This window comes from Providencia sp. wls1922 (assembly GCF_009706505.1).
Classification (GTDB): domain Bacteria; phylum Pseudomonadota; class Gammaproteobacteria; order Enterobacterales; family Enterobacteriaceae; genus Providencia; species Providencia lanzhouensis.
In genome coordinates this window covers 70,362-88,946 of the sequence record NZ_WLUG01000089.1, presented here as the reverse complement: position 1 = coordinate 88,946, position 18,585 = coordinate 70,362, and the positions used below count along the sequence as shown (strand labels likewise).

19 protein-coding genes are annotated in these 18,585 nt (G+C 43.7%); 10 read left to right on the top strand and 9 right to left on the bottom strand.

The genetic code is table 11. From position 1 onward, the window contains the following. Positions 1-376: 376 nt before the first annotated feature. The 5 genes from pcnB to panD all read left to right on the top strand — a co-directional run bounded on the left by pcnB (position 377) and on the right by panD (position 4,822). Positions 377-1,903 carry a polynucleotide adenylyltransferase PcnB gene (gene pcnB, locus GKR71_RS10760; protein ID WP_207910782.1) on the top strand — a complete coding sequence of 509 codons (1,527 nt, stop codon included), beginning with the start codon at positions 377-379 and terminating at the stop codon, positions 1,901-1,903. Positions 1,904-1,974: 71 nt separating this feature from the next. Continuing rightward, positions 1,975-2,457: a 2-amino-4-hydroxy-6-hydroxymethyldihydropteridine diphosphokinase gene (gene folK / locus GKR71_RS10755; protein ID WP_036952614.1), complete on the top strand. Its 483-nt coding sequence runs from the start codon at positions 1,975-1,977 to the stop codon at positions 2,455-2,457. A gap of 66 nt (positions 2,458-2,523) precedes the next feature. Continuing rightward, entirely contained in the window at positions 2,524-3,315 is a 792-nt protein-coding gene (gene panB, locus GKR71_RS10750; RefSeq protein WP_036952616.1) for a 3-methyl-2-oxobutanoate hydroxymethyltransferase, read from the top strand. Between the two features lie 34 nt (positions 3,316-3,349). Beyond that, positions 3,350-4,213: a pantoate--beta-alanine ligase gene (panC, locus tag GKR71_RS10745; RefSeq protein WP_108478345.1), complete on the top strand. Its 864-nt coding sequence runs from the start codon at positions 3,350-3,352 to the stop codon at positions 4,211-4,213. Between the two features lie 228 nt (positions 4,214-4,441). Further along, a complete protein-coding gene (panD, locus tag GKR71_RS10740) occupies positions 4,442-4,822 on the top strand; it encodes an aspartate 1-decarboxylase (protein ID WP_036952622.1) in 381 nt (126 codons plus the stop codon). Positions 4,823-4,977: 155 nt separating this feature from the next. Here panD and GKR71_RS10735 read toward each other — a convergent pair whose 3' ends face one another. Together GKR71_RS10735 and GKR71_RS10730 are read right to left on the bottom strand one after the other, a co-directional pair. After that, entirely contained in the window at positions 4,978-5,748 is a 771-nt protein-coding gene (locus GKR71_RS10735) for an ABC transporter permease (protein ID WP_108478347.1), read from the bottom strand. Continuing rightward, positions 5,745-6,686: an ABC transporter ATP-binding protein gene (locus GKR71_RS10730; protein ID WP_036955596.1), complete on the bottom strand. Its 942-nt coding sequence runs from the start codon at positions 6,684-6,686 to the stop codon at positions 5,745-5,747. Before GKR71_RS10730 ends, GKR71_RS10735 begins: the two co-directional genes overlap by 4 nt. Before the next feature lie 254 nt (positions 6,687-6,940). Here GKR71_RS10730 and can point away from each other — a divergent pair, with 254 nt between their 5' ends. Then, entirely contained in the window at positions 6,941-7,594 is a 654-nt protein-coding gene (gene can, locus GKR71_RS10725; RefSeq protein ID WP_036955599.1) for a carbonate dehydratase, read from the top strand. 73 nt (positions 7,595-7,667) lie between these two features. Here can and hpt read toward each other — a convergent pair whose 3' ends face one another. Further along, positions 7,668-8,204, bottom strand: a complete 537-nt coding sequence (gene hpt / locus GKR71_RS10720) for a hypoxanthine phosphoribosyltransferase (RefSeq protein WP_108478397.1) — start codon at positions 8,202-8,204, stop codon at positions 7,668-7,670. A 115-nt stretch (positions 8,205-8,319) separates the two neighbouring features. Further along, on the bottom strand, positions 8,320-9,984 hold the full coding sequence (gene cueO / locus GKR71_RS10715; RefSeq protein ID WP_154634274.1) for a multicopper oxidase CueO: 1,665 nt from the start codon (positions 9,982-9,984) through the stop codon (positions 8,320-8,322). 330 nt (positions 9,985-10,314) lie between these two features. Here cueO and GKR71_RS10710 point away from each other — a divergent pair, with 330 nt between their 5' ends. After that, complete coding sequence (locus tag GKR71_RS10710) at positions 10,315-10,662, top strand: YacC family pilotin-like protein (protein ID WP_036955602.1); 348 nt, start codon at positions 10,315-10,317, stop codon at positions 10,660-10,662. 64 nt (positions 10,663-10,726) lie between these two features. Here GKR71_RS10710 and GKR71_RS10705 read toward each other — a convergent pair whose 3' ends face one another. Continuing rightward, positions 10,727-11,767 (bottom strand): AbrB family transcriptional regulator, encoded by a 1,041-nt coding sequence (locus GKR71_RS10705; RefSeq protein ID WP_036955818.1) that lies wholly within the window; start codon positions 11,765-11,767, stop codon positions 10,727-10,729. A gap of 191 nt (positions 11,768-11,958) precedes the next feature. Further along, complete coding sequence (locus tag GKR71_RS10700) at positions 11,959-12,597, bottom strand: TetR/AcrR family transcriptional regulator (RefSeq protein WP_036955604.1); 639 nt, start codon at positions 12,595-12,597, stop codon at positions 11,959-11,961. Positions 12,598-13,000: 403 nt separating this feature from the next. On the opposite strand from GKR71_RS10700, the gene GKR71_RS10695 reads away from it, so the two are divergent. Both GKR71_RS10695 and GKR71_RS10690 read left to right on the top strand, forming a co-directional pair. Next, the gene (locus GKR71_RS10695; RefSeq protein ID WP_036955606.1) at positions 13,001-14,221 is read left to right on the top strand and encodes a Tm-1-like ATP-binding domain-containing protein; all 1,221 of its coding nucleotides are present in this window, start codon (positions 13,001-13,003) and stop codon (positions 14,219-14,221) included. A gap of 10 nt (positions 14,222-14,231) precedes the next feature. After that, a complete protein-coding gene (locus tag GKR71_RS10690; protein ID WP_036955608.1) occupies positions 14,232-15,059 on the top strand; it encodes a phosphoenolpyruvate hydrolase family protein in 828 nt (275 codons plus the stop codon). A 91-nt stretch (positions 15,060-15,150) separates the two neighbouring features. On the opposite strand, the gene GKR71_RS20065 is transcribed toward GKR71_RS10690, so the two are convergent. The 3 genes from GKR71_RS20065 to GKR71_RS10680 all read right to left on the bottom strand — a co-directional run bounded on the left by GKR71_RS20065 (position 15,151) and on the right by GKR71_RS10680 (position 16,977). Beyond that, positions 15,151-15,546, bottom strand: coding sequence for a hypothetical protein (locus GKR71_RS20065; RefSeq protein ID WP_230085067.1), 396 nt, complete (start codon positions 15,544-15,546; stop codon positions 15,151-15,153). Between the two features lies 1 nt (position 15,547). Further along, positions 15,548-15,913, bottom strand: coding sequence for a hypothetical protein (locus tag GKR71_RS20060; protein WP_230085066.1), 366 nt, complete (start codon positions 15,911-15,913; stop codon positions 15,548-15,550). Positions 15,914-16,080: 167 nt separating this feature from the next. Further along, positions 16,081-16,977: a diaminopimelate dehydrogenase gene (locus GKR71_RS10680; protein WP_132496757.1), complete on the bottom strand. Its 897-nt coding sequence runs from the start codon at positions 16,975-16,977 to the stop codon at positions 16,081-16,083. Positions 16,978-17,170: 193 nt separating this feature from the next. On the opposite strand from GKR71_RS10680, the gene GKR71_RS10675 reads away from it, so the two are divergent. Then, complete coding sequence (locus GKR71_RS10675) at positions 17,171-18,517, top strand: MATE family efflux transporter (protein ID WP_036955617.1); 1,347 nt, start codon at positions 17,171-17,173, stop codon at positions 18,515-18,517. Positions 18,518-18,585: the final 68 nt, after the last annotated feature.

The following is an 18,585-nucleotide window of genomic DNA, read 5'->3' as shown; positions in this document are numbered from 1 at the left end:
TGTTGTTTTGGGAGTCCTCAACGGCGCATTAACCCTGCGCCGTTATAAGGATTCGCACCCTCAAAAAAGTTTAAACTCCCCTTTACCTTATCTTTATTTCTCTCATTTTCTCTCATTTGTTATCGTTTGCGTCTCGCGCAAAAAGCTACAATTTGTATAATATTCACTGGTTTAATTGATATAAAAAATAATTAGCCATGACTTTTATTCGTTTAACCATTCTCAAAGAAACTTCAGTGAGCTATGATTAGCCGCTTATTTTGTTTAATGAATCTATGTAATGACATCGAGGTGTACTATTTTTAACCGAGTAGCAAATTTCTGCCGCAATATTTTATCTCGCAATGAACCAGCATCGTCCGCAGAACAGGACTCGATGCCAAAGCGTGGTGCGCGAGACACACAGGCAGCCGGTGAAAGGCCAGTCACTCCTTCTGCATCAGAGAAAAAATCTGAGAGGAAAACTCGGCATGAGCAGAATACTAGACATGACCAGAATACGAGACAAACAAAGAAAACGGTTCGTCCCTCTAAACGTTCCGATGCTCAAACACAGAAGCGAACATCCGTGACGAAACAAGAATCGATTACCGTTATTCCACGCGCTCAACACATAATTTCGCGTGATGACATTAGTGAAAACGCACTAAAAGTATTGTACCGCCTTAATAAAAATGGCTACGAAGCCTATTTAGTTGGCGGTGGTGTGCGTGATTTGTTATTAGGTCAAAAGCCAAAAGATTTCGATATCACCACCAATGCAACCCCAGAACAAATTCGCAAGCTATTTCGTAATTGCCGACTGGTTGGTCGTCGATTCCGCCTTGCGCACATTATGTTTGGTCCAGAAATTATTGAAGTTGCAACCTTCCGCGGTCACCACGACCAAGAAGTCGATGATAAAAATCTGTCATCTCAAGCGCAAAATGGCATGCTGCTTCGCGACAATATTTTCGGTTCCATTGAAGAAGATGCTATCCGCCGTGACTTTACTGTAAATAGCCTGTATTACAACATTGATGATTTCTCCGTACGCGATTACGTCAATGGATTACAAGACTTAAAAGAAGGCGTCATTCGTCTGATTGGCGACCCAGAAACACGCTACCGTGAAGATCCCGTTCGGATGATCCGCGCCGTGCGTTTCGCCTGTAAGCTGAATATGCGTATCGAGCCAAATACCGCAGAGCCGATTCATCGCTTAGCCCCATTGCTGCGTGAAATCCCTTCTGCGCGACTGTTTGAAGAGTCATTAAAATTACTTCAAGCCGGCTATGGCTACGCCACCTATAAAATGCTGAATCAGTACCATCTGTTTGAACAACTGTTCCCTGTGATTGCGAGCCGCTTCACTGAGAATGGTGATTCACCAATGGAAAAAGTCATTGAACAAGTGTTAAAAAACACCGATTTCAGACTAAAAAATGATAAGCGCGTCAATCCTGCATTTTTATTTGCAGCCATGTTATGGTATCCCGTCACTGAACACGCAGAAAAACTATCACAGGAAGGCGGTCTTGCTTACTATGATGCCTTTGCGCTGGCAATGAATGATGTACTGGATGAACAGTGCCGCTCTATTGCAATCCCAAAACGTATCACCACCACCATGCGTGATATCTGGATGTTGCAATTACGCTTACCTCGTCGCCAAGGGCGTCGTGCGAATAAATTGATGGAGCACCCGAAATTCCGTGCTGCCTTTGATTTATTAGAGCTTAGAGCCAATGTGGAACACCGTAATGAGCTACAAGAACTCGCTTTATGGTGGAATGACTTCCAACAAGCCAATGCCCAGAAACAGCGTGAAATGATCTCGGAGCTCGGTAGTGCGCCAACTCGTCGCCGCCAGCGTCCGCATCGTTCATCACAATCCGGTAATAGAAAACCGAATAAATCATAATGGTATTCATCGCAGCGGCTTAAGCGGTCGCTGTGATCACCATAGAGAGATTAAGATAGAGAGATAAAGAGATGGAGCAAGTGTACATTGCCATTGGCAGCAACTTAGGCGAGCCACTGAAGCAAGCACAACAAGCGATTGCCGCATTAGAGGCGATTCCAAGCACTCGCGTTGTGAGCACTTCCTCTATTTATCGAACTAAACCCCTCGGCCCACAGGATCAACCTGATTTTCTCAATCTGGCTGTTTTGCTGGAAACCGAACTTGAACCTGAAGACTTACTCAATCATACCCAAAAAATTGAACTGGATTTAGGGCGCGTTCGCAAAGATGAGCGCTGGGGACCGAGAACATTAGATCTCGATATCATGCTGTTTGGCAATCGAGTGATCCACACCGAGCGCTTAACTGTTCCACACTATGGGCTAAAAGAGCGTGAATTTATGCTTTATCCGCTCAGTGATATTACCCCTTCCCTGATTTTTCCTGATGGTGAAAAACTGTCAGAAAGACTTACACACGTCCCTCGAAATGGCCTAATGCTTTGGGAATAAATTCCTAATGTGTTTAACCTCGTTCAGGTATGGTCATAAGAGAAATCATTTCCGGAGGTTATTTTAATGAAACCCATTTCTCTCGCTGATTTGTGTCAATATAAAAAAGAGAAACACAAATTCGCTACCATTACAGCCTACGATGCCAGTTTTGCTCAACTGTTTGCTGAGCAAGGTATCCAAGTGATGCTGGTTGGTGATTCCTTAGGTATGACTATCCAAGGCGAAACCAGTACCCTTCCTGTCACTGTCGAGCAGATTGCTTACCACACTCGTTGCGTACGTAAAGGCGCCCCTAACGCATTTATCATCGCCGACATGCCTTTTATGAGTTATGCCACGCCTGAGCAAGCCTGTGCCAATGCCGCTATTTTGATGCAAGCTGGTGCGAATATGGTGAAAATCGAAGGTGGCAGCTGGCTATGTGAAACCGTCAAAATGCTGTGTGAACGTTCCGTACCAGTCTGCGGTCACTTAGGCTTAACGCCACAAGCGGTAAATGTACTTGGGGGCTATAAAGTCCAAGGTCGTGATGAAGTCACTGCCAATCAGCTTATCAAAGATGCGATTGCTCTCGAGAATGCAGGCATTCAGCTGTTGGTTCTTGAATGCGTACCGACATCCCTTGCGAACCAAGTCACTGAAGAATTACTGTTACCTGTCATTGGAATTGGTGCCGGTAATGGCACTGACGGGCAAATTCTCGTGATGCATGATGCGTTAGGGATCACCGCCAAACCACCAAAATTTGCGAAAAACTTTTTGGCTGAAGCAGGCAATATTCACGATGCTATTCGCCTATATATTCAAGAAGTTGAGCAAGAAATTTACCCGAGTGACGCTCACTCATTTTCGTAATTCTGTATGAAATATAACGATAAGGATGGGAAGTATGCGGATCGTTGAAACATCGCCAATCTTGCGCCGTGAAATTCGTCGCTGGAAACAAGAAGGCAAACGTATTGCGTTTGTCCCAACGATGGGCAATTTACATGATGGGCACCTGACACTGATTGACCAAGCTAAACAGCAAGCCGACATTGTCATTGCCAGCATTTTTGTCAATCCAATGCAGTTTGACCGTCAATCCGATTTAGCCAATTACCCTCGTACCTTGCAGGAAGATTGCGAAAAATTGAAACGTAAAAGTGTCGATTTAGTTTTCGCACCGTCTGCCGCCGAGTTTTACCCTGAAGGTATGGACAACCAAAGTTACGTTGAAGTACCTGAAATTTCTACCATGTTAGAAGGTGCTAGCCGCCCAGGGCATTTTCGTGGCGTTGCGACAGTACTGACCAAGCTGTTTAATCTCGTGCAGCCTGATATTGCATTATTTGGTGAAAAAGATTATCAGCAGCTTCAGTTAGTGCGTAAATTGGTGACTGACCTTTCTTTCGATATTCAGGTTGTCGGTGTCCCTATCGTTCGCGCTAAGAATGGCTTAGCCCTGAGTTCACGCAATAATAATCTGTCTGCCGATGAGCTAAAAATCGCCCCTCAGCTGTTTGCGATTATGCAAAAAGCAGGTGAGAAGCTCGCGGACTCTCCCGCGGCAGCAACCGGTTTAATTAGTGAAATGGAAGAATCTTTGCGCCAAGCAGGATTTACCCCTGACGAACTCTTTATTCGCGATGCCGATAACCTCGGCGAACTGACGGTTTCCAGCCGCCGCGCCGTGATTTTAATGGCTGCATGGTTAGGTCAAACCCGTTTAATCGACAATCTGCAAGTCGAGTTACCGCTCGATATCGCTTAAAAACAAAATACTTTAGATTCAAGTTACCTAATATTTATTCAAACTCATTGCTGTCACAGCTAGGCGGCAAGTAAACGCGACCCTAGGAGCATACATAAGTATGTGACTAGGGCAAGAGAGCGCAGCCAACAACGCTGTGGCATACAATGAGGAAGAATAAATGTGACTAGGTAAGAGCACACAGCTAACAACGCTGTGGCAGCAATGAGGAAGAATAAGGAAGAAGAAATGCAAAGAAAAATGCTATTAGGCAAACTTCACCGTGCCACCGTCACTCAAGCTGATCTTCACTATGAAGGTTCTTGCGCCATCGATCAGGATTTTTTAGATGCCGTTGGCATTTTAGAATACGAAGCTATCGATATTTATAATGTGGATAATGGCGAACGTTTTTCAACCTATGCGATTGCAGGGGAACGCGGTTCTAAAATTATCTCTGTCAATGGTGCTGCTGCACGCCGTGCGGCGGTTGGTGATAAGCTGATTATTTGTACTTACGGTATGTTACCTGATGAAGAAGCCCGCCAGCATCACCCCAAAGTGGCTTACTTTGATGCGAACAACACCATGAGCCGGATTGCTAAAGCGGTACCGGTACAAGTCGCCTAATTTAATATAGAAATGCCCCTATTAGGGGCATTACGTTGATGACAAAGAGGGATAAAAGCGTGGTTTTTCCCTCTTTGTGTTATCAGGCGAAAATCAATAAATTGATTTTCCTTTAGGGACATTTATTCCAACCTCAGCTCAGCCGATTTGCTAGGTTAACTTCTTAACCCGCGACCTTGTTCAATTAAATACCATGTCAAAGCATAGAAGATAATTAAAAACACCATTAATACGCTCAAAGTCACGACGATGGACACATCCGCAATGCCTAAAAAGCCATATCTAAAGCCGCTTATCATATACACAATCGGGTTGAGTTTAGAGACAGCCTGCCAGAATGGCGGCAGTAAAGATAACGAATAGAAAACCCCACCCAGATAGGTCAGTGGCGTTAAAACGAATGTTGGAACAATGCTGATATCATCGAAGGTTTTAGCAAAAATCGCATTTAACAGACCCGCAAGGGAGAACACAATCGCTGTTAATAACAGCGTGATCACCACCATTGACCATGAATGAACCTGCAATGGGATAAAGAACAGAGATACGATAGTCACCAAGAATCCGACTAAAATCCCACGCGCAACCCCACCGCCAACAAAACCGGCGATAATCACGTGAGTCGGTACGGGAGCAACGAGCAACTCTTCAATATTTTTCTGGAATTTAGAACCAAAAAATGACGAACAGACGTTGGAGTATGAGTTAGTGATCACCGCCATCATAATAAGACCAGGGACAATAAACTGCATGTAGTCTACACCGCCCATATCGCCAATTCGTGAACCAATTAAATTTCCGAAAATCACAAAATAGAGCGACATGGTGATTACAGGTGGCAGCAACGTTTGCACCCAGATACGACCAAAGCGAGTGACCTCTTTGATCCAAATCGTTTTTAAGGCAACCCAATATAGCGAGATCATTGCGCACCTTCCTGCTCTGAAACTTGGTTATCTTTCTTCACTAAACTGACAAACAGCTCTTCAAGGCGGTTAGCCTTATTGCGCATACTCAAAATTTGAATTCCTTGGTCACTTAACTGGCTGAAGACACCATTGAGCCCTTGCTCACGCTTCACATCCACTTCGAGAGTTGACGTATCTACTAAACGGGATTCATACCCCGTTAAGCTTGGAATTGGGCTTTTTGGCATTAAATCGAAAATAAACGTTTCTGACTCTAGCTGGCTTAAAAGCTGCTTCATGCTGGTATTTTCCACCAGCTCACCATGCTGAATGATCCCGATATTACGGCACAGCATTTCCGCTTCTTCCAGATAGTGAGTGGTCAAAATAATGGTGGTACCCTGCGCATTCAGCTTTTTCAGGAACGTCCACATAGAACGACGCAGTTCAATATCAACACCGGCTGTCGGCTCATCGAGGATCAACAGTTTTGGTTGATGCATCAAGGCGCGAGCTATCATCAGGCGGCGTTTCATCCCACCGGATAAATTACGCGCACGCTCATTACGTTTCTCCCACAAATCTAACTGAGTAAGATATTGCTCAGCGCGCTGGTTTGCCACATTACGAGGAACACCATAATAACCCGCTTGGTTTAAAACAATCTGTAAGACCGTTTCAAACGGGTTAAAGTTGAACTCTTGAGGCACTAACCCAAGTTGCTGTTTAGCCAGTACAACTTGCTTATCTAAGTCATAGCCAAACACTTTCACTGAGCCACTGGTTTTGTTGACCAATGAACTAATAATGCCAATCGTTGTTGATTTTCCTGCACCATTCGGTCCAAGTAAGGCATAGAAATCACCATCTTCCACGCTTAAATCAATGCCACGCAACGCTTTCACGCCACCTGCATAGGTTTTGGTCAGCTGCGATAGTTCGAGTGCGTAAGTCATATATTAAAAATACCTTTATTCTTGGGGCTGTTTGGAGGCAATATAGATTAATGATGCCACTTTTTCCTGTCGGATGTTATGCAGAAAAGTGATAATAATTTAACAATATATTATTCAACATCCCCCTTAATGAGGGTTGTCATGTATAAATGAGTGGTTCATCATAGATGTGAAATTAGTATAACTAATTATTATTTAATCAATAAATGCTGTATAAGATTTTATCGCAAAGTCACACAACTAGGCTATAAGTCATGATGAGAAAAATTGAAGAGCTGTTTGCTAATAACGAAGCATGGTCAGCGTCTGTAAAAGAAAAAGATCCTGAATTCTTTAAAGAATTATCAAAAGCTCAAAAACCAAGATTTCTATGGATCGGCTGTTCAGACAGTCGAGTGCCTGCCGAAAAACTGATCAACGCAGCCCCTGGGGATCTCTTCGTTCACCGTAATGTGGCGAACTTAGTTATCCATACGGACTTAAACTGTTTATCAGTTATTCAGTATGCGGTTGATGTTCTGGAAGTCGAACACATTATTATCTGTGGTCACTATGGATGTGGTGGTATTGAAGCAGCGGTGGATAACACCGAATTGGGTCTGATCAATAACTGGTTATTACACATTCGAGATATCTGGTATCGCCATAGCTCTATGTTAGGTGAACTGAAACCGTGCGAGCGCTTAGATCGTCTTTGCGAATTAAACGTGGTTGAGCAAGTGTATAACTTAGGTCACTCCACTATCATGCAATCCGCATGGAAACGTGGTCAGAAAATCATGATCCACGGCTGGGTTTACGGTATCAATAATGGTCGCTTACACGACTTACACATTACCTCAGATAGCCGCGAGAAGTTAGAGTTAGGTTATCGTGAGGCTATCTCTAAGCTCACACAGAAAAAATAATCTTTCGAAAATAAAATAGCAAAAGAGCAGCCTAGGCTGCTCTTTTTATTGCTAAGAATACAGTTTAAAAAACTTACTCTTCCAGCAGAGTGACATGCCCAATGTACGGCAGATGGCGATACTGCTGCGCGTAGTCGATACCATAACCGACAACGAATTTATCTTCGATTGAATAACCAATCCACTCAACCGGTACATCCACTTCACGGCGAGAAGGCTTATCCAACAGAGTACAGATTGCCACAGATGCAGGCTCACGCAGGCCAAAAATTTCACGGACTTTATTTAACGTGTTGCCTGAGTCAATGATATCTTCAACGATCAGCACATGCTTACCGCGAATATCTTCATCTAAGTCTTTCACGATTTTCACATCACGGCTTGATGTCATTGCATTGCCGTAGCTTGATACGGTCATGAAATCAACTTCATGAGGTACGGTGATTTTACGGCATAGATCTGCCATAAAAATGAAGGAGCCTTTTAACAGACCAACCAGCACTAAATCACCTTGTTTGTCTTGGTAATGAGCACTAATGCTGTCTGCTAATTCACTGATTCTTTGAGCAATCTCTTCTTCAGAGATCATTACATCCAGAGTATGTTTCATCATCTATTACGCATGTATGGGAAAGGAAAGCGCGTAATTTTAACATAAGCCACACAAAGACGCGACGACAAAACAAATGGCAGTGACCACATCGCCACTGCCAGTTTCGATGACCTTAACCTACGGTAAAGCCCATCATCATGCCAGTATCTTCATGCTCCAGTAAGTGACAATGTGCCATATAAGGGTGCTGTGGCGTCGCAGTATGTTTAAATTCCACTAAGACTTCGCTCACTTGCCCTTCCACTTTCACAATGTCTTTCCAGCCTTGGCGATGCGGTTCAACCGGGCGACCATTTTCTTTAAGGATCCTAAAACGCGTTCCGTGAACATGGAATGGGTGCAGCATCATATCGCCACGCCCTGAAATCACCCAAACCTCTTGCTGATTTAGCGGCGCATTAAACGCAGGGTGTGTCATTGAGAAAACTTGTCCATTGATGGTATTCGCATTATGAATATCCAGATCACCTGTCCCCATACCGCAATGACCGCCATTACTTTGCGTACCGGCTGCCATATTGCCATGACCCATATTGCTGTTATTCATATTGCCATGGTTCATGTTTCCACTTCCCATATTGCTACCATTCATATTGGAATGATCCATATTCCCCATCATACCGCCATGCCCCCCCATGTTCCCCATCGCCTGCGGACCATATTTTTCGCGCAGCATCATCATGCCTTGCATATCCAAGCGCATATCCATCATCAAATGGAATTTACGGCGATTTAGCCCCGTCAGTGAAGGAATGGCAGCAATCGTTGCTAATTGCTCAGGTAATTTTCCAGCTCCCGCACTCAAGGTAGTTTCAATGCGTAAAACAGGCAGTGACTGATCAAATGGCGCGATGGTCATTCCCATTTGCCCAACAGGTAAAGTGACAAGGTCGAAGGAACGACCGTCAGAGGCATCAATCAATACTTCAAAGCGTTCGCCCATTAAAATCGGTAATTCAGTTAATGCGATAGGTTCAGCCAGTAATCCTCCATCACTGCCCACCACATACATTTTACGCCCATCACTGGTCGATACATTCAAGCTACGTGCGTTACAACCGTTGAGTAAACGCAGGCGGATCCAACCTTTCGGCGCAACATGTTTAGGATAAACCGCTCCGTTGGTTAGCATCATATCCCCAAACCAGCCCACGGCAGCACTCATGACGTCTAATTGATAATCAATTTGTCCGTCATCTTTTAAGCGCTTATCTTGCAGAATAACGGGAATATCATCGACGCCCCACTCGCTCGGTAAGCTATGTTTTTGGCTGTCTTCATCTTTAACAAGCACTAATCCCGCTAGTCCCATCGCCACTTGGTAACCAGTTTTTCCGTGAGTATGAGGATGGAACCAGCAAGTGGCTTCAGGTTGGTTGAGAGTGAAATTGACTTTACGGCTAGCACCGGGAGCGATAATCGCTTGAGGTCCACCATCTTGCTCGCCGGAAATTTCCAATCCATGCCAGTGTACGGTTGTCTCTTCAGGTAATTGGTTGGTGATATTAATGTTTACTGACTGCCCATTTTTCAGGCTAAGTGCTGGACCCAATAAATCGCCGTTATATCCCCACGTTGTAGTTTTCTTGCCCGGTACAAACTGTGAAATACCTTGCTTGATAGCGATTTGAATATTCCCTTGTGCATCCGGTTCTACAAGTGGTGGAATAGCCAATGTGGGATAATTCCCAGCAGCAACAGCCATGCGGCTCCAAACTGGCAGTGCGCTCGCAGCATAAGCGATAGCACTCAGCTTCAGAAAATCACGACGTAACATAGATAACCTTCCTTTTATTTATCAAAATCAACAATCAGTGAGCACGGTATGACAAGTCTGAAATTGCCCTTGCCAAGCAAAACGTGGTTTAATGATTGGGATGATAAAGCTTCCCCTTACAGGAAGGTCAATAAACCCATGCATCTAATATGGGTTTATTACATAGATTTAAGAAAGTTAGAATTGACTAACGAATCTATACACAAAATAATCTAAAGTGCTTAGTATCTATAGAGTACATCGTAGTCATAAAGAAATCAGGCAACTTGATGTAATGCGAGTATGTTCTTATGCTAATGTTACTTGACATAAAAACCAGATGAATATCGAATGCAAAAATTTATATTGATGTCATGCTTAATGATGCTTTTGGGGCTAACCAATACCGCCAAAGCACTCTCTACCAATGAAGCTGAAGACCTCGCTGATCTGACCGCTGTATTTATTTATTTAAAATATGATTGCGGCTATTCCCAAATTCCTGACAGAGAAATTGAACGCGCCATTGTTTACTTTGCGAAAAGTAATAAATGGGATTTGGGAAATTACAACTCCGATAAAATGAGTAAGCTGAATAAAGAAAGCTACGATGATTTAAAAGGTATTCCATTGACTCAAGAGTTTAAATGCCAATCTTTGGCAAGAGACTCTTTAGGGCTATTTGCTTACGTAAAATAAGCCTAAAATCCCAGCGGAAACATGTCGATGCCCTTTATAATCCACATCGATACATGTTTCCTCCTTATCCCTCTTTCTTCCCTTTTCGCTCCTGCCAAAACAGTACTACCGATGGAATCGTTTGGATAATCACCATCCGAATAATATGGTTGGACATGACAAAGCCAGCATCCAAATTCATCGTTATTGCCGCGAAAGTCATGGCTTCCATACTTCCCGGAGCCCAAGCCAACAATAACACCGCAATATCATATCCCGTGATCCACGCAGCAAACACCGTGATCAAAAAGGTCAAAATAATATTGATGATCACCACTTGGGCTGAAGAGTAGATATTTTTTATCAGCGCGGATAGCGGGAATACAATGAAATGATTACCAATATTCATCCCAATTAAAACCATACTCAGTTCAGTCAGCATCAATGGGAAATGGAGCTGAACATCAATCCAACCTTGAATTAACGTTGCCGCACCGAGGGACGTTAACATAAAAGGCGCCGGTACTCGCAGGCGTTGCAAAAACATCCCGACTACCACACCCACCGTCACAATCACCAATAACCAGAACGTGGATTCAAGCGTTAACGTTGGCCATTCAATTAGTGGCTGAGGATCGCCCTCACTTCCTACCACTAAACCTGCCAATAAAATAAGGATGATTAAACGGATAGTATGGGAGATAACAATTTTTTGCGGCGGCGTATGGGTGTGATCCGTTAAGGCAAGGATGGCCGCCATCGCTCCAGGCACTGAGCCCAACATCGCTTCTTGTTTTGTCCACCCGACCTTGCGGTGAAACCAAAAAAAACTAAATGAAAACTGCACGGCTAAACAGACCACCAACATCAATAACAGTAGCAATAAGTTATCTGCATCCTTCAGCGACACTTGATTAAACATCAGACCTACAGAGGTTCCGAGCGTCACTTGAACAAAAGTAATAGTGTGTTTAGGAGTGGGGAATGAGAAACCAAAACGATGGAAAATAATAATGGCGATAATCGGACCGAACATCAACGCTAAGGGAATGCCGATATAAGTGAGTGAGCCGCCAACAATGGCACAAAGAATGATCCCAACACTCATTTTTATCAGCTTTATCATCGGACAGTAACCATTGATATAATTAATCATGAGATTAAGTTATATCACAATCATTCAAGCTCATGAGGCTAAGAATGCTGAAATGAGCGTCATGCCTGTTTTTCGTGAAGGTTTAACCGATAATCCTACGAAGGGCATAAAATCCCCCTATAGACAGGAGGATATTAGGCGAATTTGAGAGGGGGAAATGTCTATGGTTTTTCAATCTGCTGCTTATCCGCAGTAGCTTGATTAATAATCGCTTTTGCCATCCATTGGGCGATTTCAGTTACCTGATCATTATCCAGTTTCCAGATATCTTTTAATACCAAGAAAATTTCCGAACCGTAGATCACGGAAAACGCTTTGATGACTTTATCAATCACTTCATTCGGGAACTCAGATTTCATCGGTGATGTCACCATCGCCAAAATATCTTTACGATTACCACGCTCTAATCGTTTCTCTTCAGGTTCTGGTGAAGGTGATGAACGCCCAAGCGCCCACTGTTGAAGTGATGTTTGTAACGCCGCACGCAAAACCCCTTCGTGAGCAAACATACGCGGGAATGCATAGCGTAACAGTTCATCAATTCGCTCTTCTGTTTTTTCGCTTTGCGGCTTCCACGTCAAAATAGGACCGAGGCTAACATTCACCGTCGCGGCAATCAGGTCACTTTGCGTTGGAAAATAACGATACGCAGTCGCACGCGAAACGCCCGCTTCCATTGCTAACTCAGATACTGACGGCATTGCCCCTTTTTCAAATAGCTCAACTGCCGTTGACACGAGTAAGTTATAGGTACGTTTGCGCGTTCCTTTATAGTCTGGCATGAGATGGCTCAGTGGCATGTCTTTATCCTTAAAATCGCCTTTCTATGAGTGTAGACAATATCTTTCACAGTACATATTCGCCGATAAGCATTCTTAATCATCTGACGAGTATGTCGTGTGCTCGCTTTCGAAATTACGCTATAAATACAGCACGGTAAATCATTATATTTAAATATTCAGGGACAAAAACCATTATTCTGATTTAACTATTTTATGATAACCACTCTATTTATAATGTTTTATCAACAAGATACAAGTCATCGTCTAAAGAACCAAGCAGATAACGCCAATAATGAGACTGTAGTCTCATTATTGACTTATCGTAAATGATACTATAGTCTCATTGAGATGAAAAATTCAACACACCCTACACATATTAAGTAACCAAACAACGTTACATAAAAAAACAAAGGATTTTTCTATGCCAAAGCATCAGGGTTTTATTTATGTTGCAAGTACCCTAGACACCAAAAGCGCTGAACTTTTTTATGTCAGTGACTTAATTAAAAATGCAGGGCTTGCTGTACGTACCGTTGACTTGAGTACTCAGCCATCATTATTAGAAAAAAATGCGGATGTCACCGCCGAAATGGTTGCCAGTTTCCACCCTCAAGGCGCTGGTGCCATTTTCTGCGGGGATCGAGGAAAAGCGATAGAAGCGATGGCACAAGCCTTCAGCCTCTATCTTGCTGCACAAACTGACGTCGCCGCAATACTTGGGCTAGGCGGCTCAGGGGGGACGGCACTGATTACACCAGCAATGCAAATTTTACCTGTCGGTGTGCCAAAACTCATGGTCTCCACCATGGCCTCGGGAGATATTTCCGGGTATATCGGCGCAAGTGATATCTCCATGATGTACTCCGTCACGGATGTTTCTGGACTCAATGTTATTTCACGTAAAGTCCTGAAAAATGCGGCCAACCAAATTGCCGGCGCAGTCTGGTTTGATAACGGTGAAGGCGATACCGCTGAAAATAAACCCGCTATTGCCTTAACCATGTTTGGTGTCACCACCCCTTGCGTCCAGCAATTAACGGCAAAATTAGAACACGACCATGACTGCCTAGTATTCCATGCAACGGGAAGTGGCGGCAAAGCCATGGAAAAATTGATTGATAGCCGCTTATTAGATTCTGTTTTGGATATCACCACCACGGAAGTGTGCGACTACCTGTTTGGTGGCGTATTGGCGTGCGATGAAGACCGCTTTGGTGCCATCGCGCGAACCCAAACACCTTGCGTATTATCTTGCGGTGCGTTGGATATGGTGAACTTTGGTCGCCCTTCCACCGTGCCAGAACAGTATAAAGATAGACAGTTTTATCACCATAATGCCCAAGTCACACTGATGAGAACCACAGTAGAAGAGAACCGTCAGATGGGACATTGGATTGCAGAAAAGCTGAATGCTTGTGAAGGCGAAATTCGCTTTATTATCCCAACAGCCGGTTTTTCCGCATTAGATATCGACGGAGCGCCATTTTGGGATCCGCAGGCAGATCAAGCCTTTATCGACGCATTAACACAGCACTTAGTCACGACAGAAAAACGACAATTAATATTAAGCCCGCATCACATTAATTCACCTGAATTCTGTGAGCAGGTAATTGAATTACACCAGAAAATAGTAAACAAGTAGAGGTTCATCAATGAAACATAACCGCGAAGACTTACTGAAAAATTTCAGAGAGATGATTGCTCGTGGAGAACCCATCATTGGCGGTGGCGCAGGTACTGGTCTGTCCGCTAAATGTGAAGAAGCCGGTGGCATCGACTTAATCGTTATTTATAATTCAGGTCGTTACCGTATGGCAGGACGCGGCTCTCTCGCCGGCCTGCTGGCTTATGGTAATGCCAACGAAATCGTGATGGATATGGCGAAAGAAGTTCTCCCAGTCGTGAAGCACACCCCTGTGCTTGCTGGAGTTAACGGTACAGACCCATTCTGTCAGTTCGATAAATTTCTTGATGATATCAAGGCGACTGGCTTTGCTGGGGTACAAAACTTCCCAACCGTCGGGCTGATTGACGGTAACTTCCGTGCCAATTTAGAAGAAACAGGCATGGGTTACGGTTTAGAAGTCGATATGATCCGCATGGCGCATGAAAAAGGGTTATTAACCACGCCATACGTCTTTAGCCGTGAAGATGCCATTGCAATGGCACAGGCAGGTGCGGATATTATTGTGCCACACATGGGTCTAACCACTGGTGGTAACATCGGTGCGGAAACCGCTGTCACACTGGCGGATTGCGTTGAACTTATCAATGATTGGGCGAAAGCCGCAAAATCTGTGCGTGATGATGTGATTATTCTGTGCCACGGTGGTCCTATCGCCACGCCGGAAGATGCAGAATATATTTTAGCGCACTGCCCTGATTGCCATGGCTTCTACGGTGCAAGTTCTATGGAACGCTTACCGACAGAAGTGGCATTGAAAGAGACCACACAGCAATTTAAATCAATAACTCGCTAATTTTCATTCTGTATTTTCTGTTTTACTTTATTTTTGCCAACACCAGGACGCCTACTTCGGTAGGCGTTTTTCTTTCTATCTACTATTCAACTTATTGGCTATCCACATCGGTAATTTGGTCTTTTTTCTTTTTGCGTAAACTCATTAGCCCAAATAATGCTGGCAAAACAACAGGTAACGAAAAATAGAGCACGCCAAACGCAAACGCCACATGCGGCTTTTCAGGGAACTCCCCGCCCGTACCAATAGAATCTAAATAATGAATGGATTCAAGATACTCTGGAGTAAGCCCTCCATACGGCACCATCCACGATAACAACAGCGCAGTAAAGATACTAAACATAAAGTTCATTGCCATTAAGGCGGAATAACCCATGTTTTCTTGGCGTTCTTGGTCGGTTCGACTGGTTAATCCAAACAGCATCCGGTTTACCACCGTCGCACTGTAGAGATATAAAATGACAGGAGAATCTCCCAGAACTGACATATTAATGGCCAGTGCAAAAAGACCATAAACCAAGGCAAATCCTAATATCACAAAAAAAATTCTTAAATACCGACATAAATACGCCGGAGTGCACCAGAATAAACTCGAATATAAGGATCAGCGTGAGGTTATAAATAATCTCGATACTGTAATTTTCAGGAAAAAACCAAACTGAAATAATAAAACCCACATAGAATATTGAAAATCCATAATTTATCATTTTTGAAAAAGCACGAATGACACTAAATGAATTTTGGGTCTCTTTGACGCTTTTTACCCCTTTATTTTTAGGGAAAAAGCTTGCCGCTGAGGATTGGCGCCCTTTATTTTTATTCGTAACCGGTTTCTTTTCCTTTGGTGTTTCCATTCCATTTCTCCGCTGAGACTCTTATATGCTTATATCGTACCAATCCTAAATAATGGCATTATTCTGAAGGGGAATAAAATAAAAAGCGAGGAGAGAAAATGGTACGCGGTAGCAATGCTATTTATTATGCTGCGCACCATTAATCAGTGATTAAAGCGATTTAAAAATTAAACCAGCTTAGCGATTAAACTATCTAAATCACCTTGCAGGAAATTCACTGGTGGGATTTCAATAACGGTATAAGCTCCCGCAGGCTGTTTCATGGTTGCTCGTGCGGCCGATACCATAAACTGCGATGTTAATGCAGGGTTATTGATGCGCATTGAGTATTCGAATAACTGATTATGCGTCGCACCGGAAACCCCTTTATGGGTCATTTGAACGCCGTGCCCCACATCTTTTAAGGCATCAATGCTATCTACTTGGCGAATATGGGTTTCATCGGAAGAGAAATAACTATCTTGCTTGATCCCACGCACCACATCATCAAAACTTGCCCCCGCTTCCAGCTCAACATACACCATACGGCGATGGACACCAGTGCCTAGAGGGATGGTGACTGAAAGCGCATCTTTCACGCCATCAACCGCTTTCGCAGCTACACTGTGCCCCATGCTCATGCCTGGTCCAAAGTTCGTGTAAGTCACCCCTTTTGGTGCCATTGCCAGCATCAAGGTACGCATGATGGAGTCAGAACCTGGATCCCAGCCTGCCGATACAATTGACACACTGTTATGTTTCTTCGCGACACTATCAAGCTGATGTTTTAATGCCACGATATCCGAATGTACATCGAAGCTATCTACAGTATTAATCCCTAGGCTTAAGATTTTCTCTGCTAAAGTTCCGATAGCGCGTGTAGGGGAACAAAGTAACGCAACATCCACACCATCTAATTTTTCGATGTCATCAACCACTTTATATCCGGCTAATTCCGCTGGAATATCTTGGGTATTACGGCGTACAATTCCGACTAATTCGAAATCATCAGCGGCTTGAACAGCTTCTAGTGCATAACGACCTATATTGCCGTAACCCACTATTGCTGTTTTAATTTTTGTCATTGTGACTCCTCGGTCATTCTGATGTCATATTTCAAATACAAGACACATATCAATAACAAATTTATATAGATTAAACAAAGCCTAATTATCTAAAAAGTTCCGACTTTTATTACTAGGTTACTTTATCAATTAGAGGTAGAATCCGAGCAAATCTCGTTCTTTTCTCTAATTTCAACGAATACAAAGGTTCTTAATGCATCAGCCCGATGTCACTGAGAGGTCACTCTATTCCCTCAGTTGGCCAATCTTTATTGATATTTTCCTTCATTTGGCCACCTTATTAATTAATACCTATATGGTGAGCCATGTATCGACTGCCTACCTCGCCGCAATGGGGGTCGGGAATCAGGTCTTTGACCTATTTATTACTATCTTTAACTTTATTAGCGTAGGATGTAGCGTCGTTATCGCTCAATATTTGGGTGCAGGTCGCCGTGATAAAGCCAGCCAAGCAATTCATATTTCCATCGCCTTTAACTTTATATTAGGTTTCTCCAGCGCCTTAATTGCGCTCTTTTTTGGCTACAAAATTCTGACCATTATGAATACTCCATCCCATTTAATGGATGATGGGTACGCGTATTTGCACATTTTGGGTATCTGTTTAATTCCAGAGGCGATCTCCATCATTCTCGCGGCTTGTTTACGCGTTTATGGTAAAGCTCAGCCGGCGATGTGGGTCACGTTGATTGCCAACATCATTACCGTGATTGGTAATATGATTGTGCTGTATGGCTTCTTTGGTTTACCACAATACGGTCTGGAAGGCGTTGCATGGTCAACGGTGGTTGGGCGCGTTGTAGCGGTCATTTTACTGTTCTGCCTACTATTCTATGGTTTAAGGATCAAGTTTACCCCGATGATGCTGATCCGCTGGTCCAGCAAAATGCTCAGTAAAATCCTGCATATTGGTTTACCAGCAGCAGGCGAAAACTTGGTGTGGATCCTGCACTTTATGACCGCATCCGCCTTTATCGGCTTAATGGGTGAAACTGCCCTTGCGGCGCAAACCCTCTACTTCCAGCTTTCCCTATTTATTATGCTGTTTGGAATTTCCATCAGTATTGGTAATGAGATTATGGTTGGGCATTTGGTGGGCGCTAAGCGCTTTGAAGATGCCTATCGTCGTGCGTTTAAGAGCTTGAAATGGGGCTTTTACGTCACTATCGGCGTGGTGTTTGTGTTCTGGTTATTCCGCGCGCCAATCCTCGATAGCTTAACGGACGATCAAGGCATCATTCAGCTATTACTGCCAATTTTCTTATTATCCGTGTTCTTAGAGCCGGGGCGTACTATCAACATCGTCATGGTAAACGCCCTTCGTGCCTCTGGTGATGCGAAGTTCCCATTATTGACCGCCGTGCTCTTTATGTGGGGGATCGCCATTCCATTGGGCTACTTCCTTGGCATAAAAATGGAAATGGGGTTAATCGGTATCTGGATTGGATTCTTTGTCGATGAGTGGGTTCGCGGGCTCACCAATGCGTGGCGCTGGCGTTCACGTAAATGGCAAAGCAAACGCCTCGATTTAGAAAGCTAAGCTTACGGTATCCTACCTATGAAAATAGGTAGGATTTTTGTGATCGGCATCATATTTGAAAATATTTA